The sequence below is a fragment of the Pseudomonas sp. Irchel 3E19 genome (genome assembly GCF_900187585.1).
GTDB lineage: Bacteria > Pseudomonadota > Gammaproteobacteria > Pseudomonadales > Pseudomonadaceae > Aquipseudomonas > Aquipseudomonas baetica.
Map to the genome: position 1 here is coordinate 1 of NZ_FYDT01000087.1, position 13,168 is coordinate 13,168.

At 59.3% G+C, this 13,168-nt stretch carries 9 protein-coding genes; 6 read left to right on the forward strand and 3 right to left on the reverse strand.

Annotated elements, in window-relative coordinates:
- The coding region (locus tag CKW18_RS28965) for a transposase (RefSeq protein WP_141233123.1) at positions 1 to 340 on the forward strand (340 nt) is incomplete at its 5' end.
- A gap of 1,196 nt (positions 341 to 1,536) precedes the next feature.
- On the opposite strand, the gene CKW18_RS28970 is transcribed toward CKW18_RS28965, so the two are convergent.
- Positions 1,537 to 4,431 (reverse strand): ribonucleoside-diphosphate reductase subunit alpha, encoded by a 2,895-nt coding sequence (locus CKW18_RS28970; RefSeq protein WP_095191896.1) that lies wholly within the window; start codon positions 4,429 to 4,431, stop codon positions 1,537 to 1,539.
- 854 nt (positions 4,432 to 5,285) lie between these two features.
- On the opposite strand from CKW18_RS28970, the gene CKW18_RS28975 reads away from it, so the two are divergent.
- A complete protein-coding gene (locus tag CKW18_RS28975) occupies positions 5,286 to 6,008 on the forward strand; it encodes a response regulator (protein ID WP_095191897.1) in 723 nt (240 codons plus the stop codon).
- A complete protein-coding gene (locus CKW18_RS28980) occupies positions 6,005 to 7,615 on the forward strand; it encodes an ATP-binding protein (RefSeq protein ID WP_095191898.1) in 1,611 nt (536 codons plus the stop codon). The genes CKW18_RS28975 and CKW18_RS28980 overlap by 4 nt, the downstream gene beginning before the upstream one ends.
- A 117-nt stretch (positions 7,616 to 7,732) precedes the next feature.
- On the opposite strand, the gene CKW18_RS28985 is transcribed toward CKW18_RS28980, so the two are convergent.
- Positions 7,733 to 8,458 carry a 4'-phosphopantetheinyl transferase gene (locus CKW18_RS28985; RefSeq protein WP_095191902.1) on the reverse strand — a complete coding sequence of 242 codons (726 nt, stop codon included), beginning with the start codon at positions 8,456 to 8,458 and terminating at the stop codon, positions 7,733 to 7,735.
- Positions 8,459 to 8,610: 152 nt separating this feature from the next.
- Complete coding sequence (locus CKW18_RS28990; protein ID WP_095191899.1) at positions 8,611 to 9,402, reverse strand: dienelactone hydrolase family protein; 792 nt, start codon at positions 9,400 to 9,402, stop codon at positions 8,611 to 8,613.
- A gap of 142 nt (positions 9,403 to 9,544) precedes the next feature.
- Here CKW18_RS28990 and CKW18_RS28995 point away from each other — a divergent pair, with 142 nt between their 5' ends.
- From CKW18_RS28995 to CKW18_RS29005, 3 genes are all read left to right on the forward strand, one after another.
- Positions 9,545 to 10,150: a hypothetical protein gene (locus CKW18_RS28995; RefSeq protein WP_095191900.1), complete on the forward strand. Its 606-nt coding sequence runs from the start codon at positions 9,545 to 9,547 to the stop codon at positions 10,148 to 10,150.
- Between the two features lie 164 nt (positions 10,151 to 10,314).
- The gene (locus CKW18_RS29000; RefSeq protein WP_042560510.1) at positions 10,315 to 10,992 is read left to right on the forward strand and encodes a response regulator transcription factor; all 678 of its coding nucleotides are present in this window, start codon (positions 10,315 to 10,317) and stop codon (positions 10,990 to 10,992) included.
- Positions 10,989 to 12,335 carry an ATP-binding protein gene (locus CKW18_RS29005; RefSeq protein ID WP_095191901.1) on the forward strand — a complete coding sequence of 449 codons (1,347 nt, stop codon included), beginning with the start codon at positions 10,989 to 10,991 and terminating at the stop codon, positions 12,333 to 12,335. Before CKW18_RS29000 ends, CKW18_RS29005 begins: the two co-directional genes overlap by 4 nt.
- The last annotated feature ends 833 nt before the right edge of the window (positions 12,336 to 13,168 follow it).

The window sequence follows — 13,168 nt, forward strand, 5'->3', positions numbered from 1 at the left end:
GGATTTGCTGGCGGCCAACCAAGCGTTGATGACGGTCTACTTGATGAAAGCTGAACTCAAAACGCTCTGGACGCCAAGTACCGCCTGGGGCTGGAGATCAGCCTGGAAGCAATGGCTGCGCCACGCTGATGAAAGCGCGATACCGGCTCTGATCCTGTTCGCCAAACGGCTAAAGGGTTACTGGCGGGGAATCGTCAGCCGGGTTCGCTGGCCGATGCACACGGGGCAGTTGGAAGGCATAAACAATCGAATAAAGGTTATCAAACGGATGGCGTACGGTTACCGGGATAGCGAATTCTTTTTCATGAAAATCAAGAGCGTCTTTCCCGGTAATCCGTGAAGAACCTTTTTTGTGGGCGCTGTTCTTGGCGACCTTTGGGCCGACCATGCTCTGGTTGGTTGGGTGAATATCCGTTGCTGCGGTGAGGGCGGCTTAGGGTTCCGCCCTGACGGCGGGTCACTTTTGACAAACGCCTCAAAAGTAACCAAAAGGGCTTTACCCTGACGTACGGCCCTCGCTTAGGCTCGGGTTCCTTCGTTACGGAATTGATCCGGGCGCATCGCCTCCGGTTTGCTTCGCTGCACCTCCTCTCGATGTGTTTGGCTTCGCCAAACGGTCGCTGCGCTCCCACCCCCGGATCAATCCCTCCACTCAGCCTGCCGACGGGCTCCGAGATCAAGATCAAGATCAAGAGCGGTACTCGAGCTTGCGCTCATTGTGTTGAGTGGGGCGGCATGCGCCGCGTACGGGGTGTACTCATTTTCTTGTGGGAGCTGGCTTGCCAGCGATGGCGGCCTGCCAGCCGACCAGGCTCTGGCGGGTGTACTCGATCCCATTGTGGGAGCGAGCCTGCTCGCGAAGGCGGCCTGCCAGCCGACCAGTTTCTGGCGGGTGTACTCGATCCCATTGTGGGAGCGAGCCTGCTCGCGAAGGCGGCCTGCCAGCCGACCAATATCTAACAGATGTAATCAACCCACCTGTAGGAGCTGCCGAAGGCTCGGGCCGCGATCGGACGATCTTTTGATCTGCTTTGGCTTTGGCTTTGGCTTTGGCTTTGGCTTTGGCTTTGGCTTTTGATCTTGCTCTTCAGGCCCATCGGCAGGCCGAGCGAAGGTGTTCATCCGGGGGGTAGGCGCGTAGCGCCGTGCGGCGAAGCCGCATTCATCGAGAGGAGGTGCAGCGAAGCAAACCGTAGGCGATGCCCCCGGATGGACACCGTAGCGAGGGAACACTGAGCCTAGGCGAAGTGCCGTACGTCAGGGTAAAGCCTTTTGGGTTACCTTTTCGGCGTTTGGAAAAGGTGACCCGCCGTAATGGCGGAACCCTAATCAGCCATCACCGCAGCAACGGATATGCCCCCAAACCCCAAACCCCAAACCCAAAAAAACAAAATCAAAAGATCAGCAATGGCGGCCTGTCAGCCAACCGACATCTATCTGGCTCAACATTGATGCAAAAAAAAGCCCCCGACAAACCAGAGGTCTGTCAGGGGCTTTTTTCATTCAGGTGTCTTTCGGCACCTGAACGGGCTCAGCTTATTGGCAAGCTTCGCAATCCGGCTCGTCAATCGCGCAAGCCTTTGGCACTGGAGCAGGACCGGCAGGTGCTGCCAGAACCGAATCGTCGCCGTGGTTGCCGCCGCTGGAAACAGCGTTCAGCTTGCCGGTGTTGATGGTCGACTTCTCGGTGCTGGTCGCGGCCAGGGCACGGAGGTAGTAGGTGGTTTTCAGGCCACGGTACCAGGCCATGCGGTAGGTCACGTCGAGCTTCTTGCCCGAGGCGCCGGCGATGTACAGGTTCAGCGACTGGGCCTGGTCGATCCACTTCTGACGACGGCTGGCGGCGTCAACGATCCACTTGGTGTCCACTTCGAAGGCGGTCGCGTAGAGCTCTTTGAGTTCTTGCGGGATGCGCTCGATCTGCTGAACCGAACCGTCGTAGTACTTCAGGTCGTTGATCATGACCGAGTCCCACAGACCGCGAGCCTTGAGGTCGCGAACCAGGTACGGGTTGATCACGGTGAATTCGCCCGACAGGTTCGATTTCACATACAGGTTCTGGTAGGTCGGTTCGATCGACTGCGATACGCCAGTGATGTTGGCGATGGTCGCGGTCGGTGCGATGGCCATGATGTTGGAGTTACGAATGCCTTTCTGAACACGGGCGCGAACCGGTGCCCAGTCCAGGGTTTCGTTCAGGTCAACGTCGATGTACTTCTGGCCACGCTGTTCGATCAGGATCTGTTGCGAATCCAGCGGCAGGATGCCTTTGGACCACAGCGAACCGTTGAACGTCTCGTACGCGCCGCGCTCGTCGGCCAGGTCGCAGGACGCCTGGATCGCGAAGTAGCTGACCGCTTCCATCGACTTGTCGGCGAACTCGACGGCAGCGTCGGAACCGTAGGCGATGTGCTGCAGGTACAAAGCGTCCTGGAAGCCCATGATGCCCAGACCTACCGGACGGTGACGGAAGTTGGAGTTCTTCGCTTGCGGCACCGAGTAGTAGTTGATGTCGATCACGTTGTCGAGCATGCGCACGGCAGTGTTCACGGTGCGTTGCAGCTTGGCGGTGTCCAGCTTGCCGTCGACGATGTGGTTCGGCAGGTTGATCGAGCCCAGGTTGCAAACGGCGATCTCGTCCTTGTTGGTGTTCAAGGTGATCTCGGTGCACAGGTTCGAGCTGTGAACCACGCCGACGTGCTGCTGCGGGCTACGCAGGTTGCACGGGTCTTTGAACGTCAGCCATGGGTGGCCGGTTTCGAACAGCATGGACAGCATTTTGCGCCACAGGTCTTTGGCCTGGATGGTCTTGAACAGCTTGATCTTGCCCGGGTACTCGGACAGTGCTTCGTAGTACTCGTAACGCTCTTCGAAGGCTTTACCGGTCAGGTCGTGCAGGTCCGGTACTTCGGATGGCGAGAACAGGGTCCACTTGCCGTCATCGAAGACACGCTTCATGAACAGGTCAGGGATCCAGTTGGCAGTGTTCATGTCGTGGGTACGACGACGATCATCACCAGTGTTCTTGCGCAGTTCGATGAACTCTTCGATGTCCATGTGCCAGGTTTCCAGGTAGGCACACACAGCGCCTTTGCGCTTGCCACCCTGGTTAACGGCAACGGCGGTATCGTTGACTACTTTGAGGAACGGAACCACGCCTTGCGACTTGCCGTTGGTGCCTTTGATGTACGAACCCAGAGCACGAACAGGCGTCCAGTCGTTGCCCAGGCCGCCGGCGAATTTCGACAACATGGCGTTGTCGTGGATCGCGTGGTAGATGCCCGACAGGTCATCCGGAACGGTGGTCAGGTAGCAGCTCGACAGCTGTGGACGCAGGGTGCCGGCGTTGAACAGGGTCGGCGTCGAAGCCATGTAGTCGAAGGACGACAACAGGTTGTAGAACTCGATCGCACGGTCTTCTTTCTGCTTCTCTTCGATCGCCAGGCCCATGGCCACGCGCATGAAGAAGATCTGCGGCAGTTCGAAACGCACGCCATCCTTGTGGATGAAGTAACGGTCGTACAGGGTTTGCAGGCCCAGGTAGGTGAACTGCTGATCGCGCTCGTGGTTGATCGCCTTGCCCAGTTTTTCCAGGTCGAAGGTGGCCAGCACAGGGTTCAGCAGTTCGAACTCGATACCTTTGGCGATGTAGGCCGGCAGGGCCTTGGCGTACAGGTCGGCCATTTCGTGATGGGTGGCGCTTTCGGCGACTTCAAGGAAGTTCAGGCCTTCGGCACGCAGGGTGTCCATCAGCAGGCGGGCGGTCACGAACGAGTAGTTCGGCTCACGCTCAACCAGGGTACGGGCGGTCATCACCAGGGCGGTGTTGACGTCGGTCAGGGCCACGCCGTCGTACAGGTTTTTCAGGGTTTCGCGCTGAATCAGGTCACCGTCTACTTCTTCCAGGCCTTCGCAGGCTTCGGTGACGATGGTGTTCAGGCGGCCCATGTCCAGCGGCGCGAAAGTGCCGTCGGCACGGGTGATGCGGATCGACGGATGCGCGTTGACCGCTTCTTCGGCCGGAGCGTGGGCAGCGCGTTCTTTCGAACGACCGTCACGGTAGATCACGTAGTCGCGAGCGACTTTCTGCTCGCCGGCACGCATCAGGGCCAGTTCGACCTGGTCCTGGATTTCTTCGATGTGGATAGTGCCGCCCGAAGGCATGCGACGTTTGAAGGTCGCGGTGACTTGTTCGGTCAGGCGGGCAACAGTGTCGTGGATTCGCGACGAGGCGGCAGCGGTGCCGCCCTCAACTGCGAGAAACGCTTTGGTGATAGCGACGGTGATCTTGTCATCGGTGTAAGGAACGACAGTGCCATTGCGCTTGATCACGCGCAGTTGACCAGGCGCGGTAGCTGCCAGATCCGAATTCGAATCAGCGGCCTGCGGCAAGGTGCCCTGCGGGTTCTCGCGAGTTGTGTCGGTTTGCATGGGGGATTTTCTCCACATTCTCTATGTTTGTTTGGGCACCATCATGGTGCTCACCGTTCTGTCCCGAAGCACTACAACCGACGAGCGTCGGCCTAACAACTTCGGAGCAGTAGGAAAAAGGCTACATCGCCGCATCCCTGCCGAAGTTTTGGTTACGAGCCTGCGCTCGAACCGGATTCCTTCCCGGGTGACAGTAATGACTGCAACACCCATACCGTTCTTTGCCTTTTGCAGCTAAAAAAACGGTGCCATCCGCAAGCGCGGTTTGGGCTTCGAAAAACTTGTTTCGTTCAACTGGAAACTTGCCATAAAGCGCTTGAGTTTCAGGTCTGAAATGTGGTTGGGCTTTTTAGTCGAAAACCCCATATGTAGGGTCTCTGTTTTCGCCGTGCTACAAGATAATGCGTTTCAGGGGGGGAATGCAACGGACAGCCTGTGGATAAACCTGTGCGTAAATTGTGTAAGAAAGCAGGAAAACGCGTGTAGGCCACGAACCCACTGAGCTAGACCGTTTGTCACTGTTTTTTCACCCGGAAAAACGCTTCAGCGGATTTTTAAGGGCGCGAACCCTATCACAAAAAACCGCCTTGTCCGAACGCATTTACCGACTTGTGTTCTGGCTGTACGCCGTTTATACAATCAGGCCATGTGAGCGCGATTTTATCCTCCAGAAACATGACAAAAACACGGGAGGATTGAAAACTGTGGGAGCGGGCTTGCTCGCGAATGCGGTATGTCAGATGACTAAGAGGTTGGCTAACACGACGCCTTCGCGAGCAAGCCCGCTCCCACAGGGAACTGTGTTGAGTCAGACGTTCCTTCTTATTAATAACAATAGAAAGCAGAGGTCACCGGTGGAGCAACAAGCCTTTGAGGTATTGATAGTCGAGGACGATCAGCGTCTGGCCGAACTCACTCGCGACTACCTGCAAGCCAATGGACTGCGCGTCGAAATCGAAGGCAACGGTGCGCTGGCGGCGGCGCGGATCATCAGCGAGCAACCGGATCTGGTCATTCTGGATCTGATGCTCCCCGGCGAAGACGGCTTGAGCATCTGCCGCAAGGTGCGTGACCGTTATGACGGGCCAATCCTGATGCTCACCGCGCGTACCGATGACGCAGACCAGATCCATGGCCTCGACCTCGGCGCCGATGATTACGTGTGTAAACCGGTGCGCCCGCGCCTGTTGCTGGCGCGAATCCAGGCGTTACTGCGACGCAGTGATACACCGGAGCCGAGCGCGGAGAAAAGCCGTCGCCTGCAATTCGGCCCGCTGGTGGTCGACAACGCCTTGCGCGAGGCGTGGCTGAGCGACAACGGCATCGAGCTGACCAGTGCCGAATTTGACTTGCTCTGGCTGCTGGTGTCCAACGCCGGGCGGATCCTGTCCCGTGAAGAGATCTTCACGGCGCTGCGCGGCATCGGCTACGACGGCCAGGACCGTTCGATCGATGTGCGCATCTCACGCATCCGCCCGAAAATCGGCGACGATCCCGATCACCCGCGACTGATCAAAACCATCCGCAGCAAAGGCTATTTATTTGTCCCTGAAGCCTGCGCAGACCTGGCGCTGTGAACTCGATCTTCCTGCGCATCTATGGCGGCATGTGTGCAGCGTTGATTCTGGTGGCGGTGCTCGGCGTCCTGGCGCTGAACCTGCTCAATCAGGTGCGCAGCGAGCAATACCGCGAGCGCCTGGCCCATGGCACGTTCTCGCTGATGGCCGACAACCTGCAACCGATGAATCAAACCGAGCGCCACCGGGCGCTGCTCGTGTGGGAGCGTTTGCTCGGGATACCGCTGGCGCTGAAGACGTTTGCCGAGACCGGCCTCGACCTGACCCAGCGCACCCGTGTGCTGCGCGGTTCGGCGTTGGTGGAACAGACCGGCCCGCACGCTGCAAAGGTCTATCGACTGGTCAGTGACAAAGAACAGCTAGTGCTGGTCGGAGAGGTACAGCAGATCAGCGAGCAACTGGCGCGGGCGACTATTTATCTGCTGGCCGATGAACTGGTGCGCGTGCCTGTGGCCGATCAGCCCAAGCGGTTGGCGCAGATAAAGGAAGAGAAGGGCTTCGGTTTCGATCTGCGTCTGGTCACAGTGAACGACGCCGACATGGACGAAGACCAGAGCCGTCGCGTGGCCGAGGGCGACACGGTGATGGCGCTGGGCAAGGGCGGTGATTCGATCCGGGTGTTTGCCGGCATGGTCGGCACGCCGTGGGTGCTGGAAATCGGCCCGCTGTATCAGATGAACCCGTATCCGCCGGAGTGGCTGGTGTTGATCGCCGCGCTGGGCCTGAGCCTGATCGGTCTCATCGTTTATTTGCTGGTGCGCCAACTGGAGCGCCGCTTGCGCGGTCTCGAAGCGGCGGCCACGCGCATCGCCAAGGGCAGCCTGGAAACCCGCGTGCCGGCGCGTGGTGCCGACTCGGTCGGGCGGCTGGCTTCGGCATTCAACGGCATGGCCGAGCACTTGCAGCAATTGCTGGCGATCCAGCGGGAACTGGTGCGCGCGGTGTCCCATGAGCTGCGCACGCCGGTGGCGCGCCTGCGTTTCGGTCTGGAGATGATCGGCTCGGCGACTACGCCGCAAGCGCTGGAGAGGTACCGTGAAGGCATGGATCACGACATCGAGGATCTCGATAAGCTGGTCGATGAAATGCTCACCTATGCACGACTGGAGCAAGGTTCGCCGGCGCTGACGTTCCAGCGCATCGACCTTGATGCGTTGGTCAATCAAGTGATCGAGGAGTTGGCGCCGTTGCGCGCCGAGGTCACGGTGCAGCGCGGCTTGTGCTTGTCGGCTGCCGATAATGACGACGCCTGGGTCGAGGCCGAGCCGCGCTATCTGCACCGGGCGTTGCAGAATCTGGTGAGCAACGCCATGCGCCATGCGCATTCGAAGGTCACGGTGAGTTATCAGGTCGGGCAGTTGCGCTGCCGGGTGGACGTCGAGGACGACGGGCCCGGTGTGCCGGAAGTAGCGTGGGAGCGGATTTTTACCCCGTTCCTGCGCCTGGATGATAGCCGCACCCGGGCCTCGGGCGGGCATGGGCTGGGGCTGTCGATTGTGCGGCGGATCATCCATTGGCATGACGGCCGGGCGATCATTGGCAAGAGCAAGAGTCTGGGTGGGGCCTGTTTCAGTTTGAGTTGGCCGAGGAATCAGGAGCGCCGCTGAACCCCGTAGTGGCTGGACGCTAGCTTTCGCGAGCAGGCTCGCTCCCACAGGTGAAATGCATGCCAAATGTGGGAGCGAGCCTGCTCGCGAAGAGGGCTGCACAGGCGCCGAAGATCTTCAGGCCTTGATGCTGACCAGACTCAACAACTGCCCATCCTGCACCCCGAACTGCGCATCCAGTTCAGTGCCGCTGCACCACTCACTCGACAGATCCGTCAACAGGCGCAAGCGCACATTACCGTCGTCAGCCCACTCCAGCACTTCGGCATGCTCGAAGTAAAAGCGCTTCTGCACGATCGGGTAGAGCGCCTTGAACAAACTCTCTTTCACCGAAAACGTCAGCGTCACCCACAACGCCATTTGGTCTCGCGATCCCGCCGCCATGCGCTGCATTTCTGTTGGCGTCAGGATTTCCCCGGCCAGGCGTTCAGCGCGTTCTGTGTTGAGCAGGTTTTCCAGGTCCATGCCCAAGCCTCGCCAATGCTGCTTGTTGGCGACAATCGCCGCCGCGCGGCCGGTGCTGTGGGTGATCGAACCGCAGATGTGCGTCGGCCACACCGGAGCGCGGTCCTCACCAATCTCAGGAACCAAACCGCTGCCTTCCAATTGGTGCAACGCTGCACGAGCGCAAATTCGCCCGGCGAGAAATTCCGCCTGCCGTTTGGCCACCGAGCGCTGAATGCTTGGTGGCGGCTCAATGGCGCTGCGCTGGAAGTCATCGCCGAGCAGTTGCGACGGGTCGAAATGAGTGCTGAGCAGCACGGTGTCGGGCAACACCATGGGCAACGGCCAGTGGGCATCGAGCGGGGTGCAGCAAGCGGGGAGGGCGGGGGTGAGATTCATGGCGGGCATTTTGCCGGTTAGTCGAGACAAGGTCGAGATCAGCGGTGCGGCTTTCGCGAGCAGGCTCGCTCCCACACTGGATCAATGTCGCACAGAAGATCCTATGTGGGAGCGAGCCTGCTCGCGAAGGCCGCGCCGCGGTTTCTACAGACTCAACCAAATATCTTCTGGAAGAGCGCTTTCATATCCGCCCAGGATTTTTCATCTGCAGCCTTGTTGTAGCCGATATCCGGGCCACCGTGCTCGCCATGGCTCAGACGATCGGCATCCGGATTGGTGAAGCCATGCTTGGCGCCATCCAGGCTGACGAACTTATAGTCTGCACCGGCCTTGTCCATTTCCGACTTGAACGCGGTGACGTTGTCCGGTGTGACCATGCTGTCCAGCGCGCCATGCTCCACCAGAATCTTTGCCTTCACACTGCCAGGTGTCGCCGGTGTCTTGGTCGCCAGTGCGCCGTGGAAACTCACGACCCCTGCCAATGGCTCACCCTGTCGCGCGGCATTCAGCACTACGGCACCGCCGAAGCAGTAACCGATGGCCGCGAGTTTATTCACGTCGGTCTGCGGCTGTTTCTTCAGCAGATTCAGCCCGGCCTCGAAACGCTTGCTGGATGCGGCGGCGTCCTGGGTCGCCTCCTGCATGAACGCCATTGCATCTTTCGGGTGCTCGGTGTTCTTGCCTTCGCCGTACATATCAATCGCCAGTGCGCTGTAGCCGAGTTCGGCCAGATCCCGCGCGCGGCGCTTGGCGTAATCGTTCAGGCCCCACCACTCATGCACCACGACAACGCCCGGGCGTTTGCCTTTGATCGCGTCGTCGTAGGCGTAGTAGCCAATCAACTTCGTGCCGTCGGCGCTCTGGTAGGGGATTTCTTCGGTCTTGATCGCCGCTTGGGTGAGGCTGCTGACAGCCAGCAAGGTGAGGGCGAGGAACAGGCGCATGGTCGGTCTCCATATCGAAAAGTGGTCAGGACAGCCTAGTCGATTTGGTTCAGGTCAGGTTCAGAGAGCGTTCAGGGGCGGTACAGGGGCGGGTCAGTAACCTTGCGCCATACCCAAACAGCACTGTGAAAGAGGAAATACCATGACTCGTTTAAACAAACTGCTGCTGGCATTTACTGTAATGAGCGCCAGTATCGCCGCCCATGCCGACACCACTTCGAACTTCGCCGGCCTGACCTTCGGCCAGACCAGCGACAAAATCGACAAGTCCCATGCGCTGAACAACAACCTCGATCACCCTAACGCCACCGGCGCGATCGACGGCAACAACACTTACGGCGTACGCCTTGGTCAGCAAAACTCGCAAGGTCGCTACTACGCCACCTACGACAACGTGTCCGGTTCGCACAATGGGATTAAACTGCGCCAGGAAAACCTGCTGGGCAGCTACGATCTGTTCTACCCGGTGGGCAGCACCACCAAATTGTTCGGCGGTGCAACGGCGGGTTTGACCAAGTTGACCCAGGAGTCGCCAGGCTATAGCCGCGACAGTGACATCGGTTACGCCGTCGGCGGCCAGTTCGGTGTGTTGCAGCAAGTGGCGCAAAATGTCTCGGTGGAACTCGGTTACCGTTACCTGGTGAGCAACGCCAGCACCGAGATGAAAGAACGTGGTGGCAGCAAGCAAGGCTCGCTGGATCTGGACAGCAGCGCGCAGACTTACCTGTCGGCCAACTACGCTTTCTAAGGAGTTGCCGCCAGACTGAAAGTGGCAGCGGGCTTGCTCGCGAAGGCGATGTGTCAGTCGACATCTTTATTGACTGATCCACCGATTTCGTCGGATCGCCGCCCGGAGCAAGCTCGCTCCCACAGGTGTGTTTTTGGAGATTTTGATTCGCCCGGGAGAGCGTCATGAAACTATTGGTCGTCGAAGATGAAGCGCTGTTGCGCCATCACCTGCAAACCCGTCTGACGGAAAGTGGTCACGTGGTCGAATCCGTGGCCAATGCCGAAGAGGCGTTGTACCAGACCGGACAGTTCAACTTTGACCTGGCAGTGATCGACCTCGGTCTGCCGGGCATGGGTGGTCTCGACCTGATCCGCCAGTTGCGCTCGGGCGGCAAGACCTTCCCGATCCTGATCCTCACCGCGCGCGGCAACTGGCAGGACAAGGTCGAAGGCCTGGCTGCGGGCGCCGACGACTACGTGGTCAAGCCGTTCCAGTTCGAAGAGCTCGACGCGCGCCTGAATGCCTTGCTGCGCCGCTCCAGCGGCTTCACCCAGTCGACCATCGTCGCCGGCCCGCTGTTGCTTGATCTCAATCGCAAGCAAGCGAGCCTTGACGAGCAACCGCTGGCGCTGACTGCGTACGAGTACCGCATCCTCGAATACCTGATGCGCCATCACCAGCAAGTGGTGCCCAAGGATCGTTTGATGGAGCAACTCTATCCGGACGACGACGAGCGCGATCCGAACGTGATCGAAGTGCTGGTCGGCCGCTTGCGCCGCAAACTCGAAGGCCCGGCCGGGTTCAAACCGATCGACACCGTGCGCGGCCTCGGCTACCTGTTCAATGAGCGCTGCACTTGATTCGTTCTCTTCGCGTCCGGTTGATGCTCGCCGCCACCACGTTGGCGGTGTTGTTCATGCTCGCCTTGCTTCCGGCGATGCAAGGCGCGTTCAGCCTGGCGCTACAGGATTCGATTGAGCAGCGCCTGGCCTCGGACGTCACCACGCTGATCTCTGCCGCGCGCATTGAAAACGGCAAACTGGTCATGCCCTCGCAGTTGCCGGATGAGCGTTTCAACCTCACCGACTTCCGTCTGCTGGGTTACATCTACGACCGCGAAGGGCATCTGGTGTGGCGTTCGAAAGCCACTCAGGAAGAGCAGATCAACTACAAACCGCGTTACGACGGCCTCGGTAACGAGTTCGCGCGAATTCGCGAGGCCAACGGACAGGAATTCTTCGTTTACGACGTTGAGGTGAAACTGCTTGGAGGCAAAAGCGCGGCGTTCAGCATCGTCGCCCTGCAACCGGTGCGCGAGTACGAAAGCACGCTGCAAGGTCTGCGCGAGAATCTTTATCTGGGCTTCGGCGCCGCTTTGTTGGTGCTGCTGGCGCTGTTGTGGATTGGCCTGACGTGGGGGTTGAAAGCCTTGCGCCAACTCAGTCAGGAGCTGGATGAAATCGAGGGTGGCACGCGTGAAAGTCTTACTGAGCAACATCCGCGTGAACTGTTGCGTCTGACGGGCTCGCTGAACCGTTTGCTGCTCAGTGAGCGTCAGCAGCGCAGTCGTTATCGCGATTCTCTGGATGATTTGGCCCACAGTCTGAAAACGCCGTTGGCGGTGTTGCAGGGTGTCAGTGAGGACATGGCGCAGCGGCCCAAGGATGTTGATCAGGCGTGGGTGCTGCAAAGTCAGATCGAGCGTATGAGTCAGCAGATCAGCTATCAGTTGCAGCGGGCGAGTTTGCGTAAAAGCGGGCTGGTGCGGCATCAGGTGCGGTTGCAACCGGTGCTGAAAAGCCTGTGCGATACGCTGGACAAGGTCTATCGCGACAAGCGCGTGCAGGTGGCGTTTGATTTGCCCGAGCACTGTTATGTGCCGATCGAGCAGGGCGCGTTGCTGGAGATGATGGGGAACTTGCTGGAGAACGCTTATCGGCTGTGCCTTGGCGAGGTGCGGATCAGCGTGCGTGAGAGTCTGGCCGGGGTTGAGTTGTGTGTTGAGGATGATGGACCGGGGGTGCCGCCGGATCAGCGGGCGCGGATTCTTGAGCGTGGGGAGCGTTTGGATCGCCAGCATCCGGGGCAGGGGATCGGGTTGGCGGTGGTGAAGGACATTATTGAGAGTTATAACGCGAAGTTGATGTTGGGGGATTCGCCGATGGGGGGGGCTGCTTTCAGGATTCATTTTCCTGCTGTGTGATTTGGTTTTGGGTGTGTATCCGTTGCTGCGGGTGTTGATGATTAGGGTTCCGCCCTGACGGCGGGTCACTTTTGACAAACGCCTCAAAAGTAACCAAAAAGGCTTTGCCCTGACGTATGGCCCTCGCTTAGGCTCGGGTTCCTTCGTTACGGAATTGATCCGGGCGCATCGCCTCCGGTTTGCTTCGCTGCACCTCCTCTCGATGTGTTTGGCTGCGCCAAACGGTCGCTGCGTTCCCACCCCCGGATCAATCCCTCCACTCAGCCTGCCGACGGGCGCTCTAAGATCAAAAGCGGTACTCGAGCTTGCGCTCATTGTGTTGAGTGGGGCGGACTTCGCCGCGTGCGGGTTGTACTTGTCTCCTCTGTAGGAGCTGCCGCAGGCTGCGATCTTTTGATCTGGCTTTCGCTGTTTTGTGGGAGCTGGCTTGCCAGCGATGGCGGCCTGACAGCCGACCAGGCTCTGGCGGGTGTACTTGATCCCATTGTGGGAGCGAGCCTGCTCGCGAAGGCGGCCTGCCAGCCGACCAATATCTAACAGATGTAATCAACCCACCTGTAGGAGCTGCCGAAGGCTCGGGCCGCGATCGGACGATCTTTTGACCTGCTCTGGCTCAGGCTCAGGCTCTGGCTTTTGACGTTGCTGTTGATCTCCAGGCCCATCGGCAGGCCGAGCGAAGGTGTTCATCCGGGGGGTAGGCGCGAAGCGCCGTGCGGCGAAGCCGCATTCATCGAGAGGAGGTGCAGCGAAGCAAACCGTAGGCGATGCCCCCGGATGGACACCGTAGCGAGGGAACACTGAGCCTAGGCGAAGTGCCGTACGTCAGGGTAAAT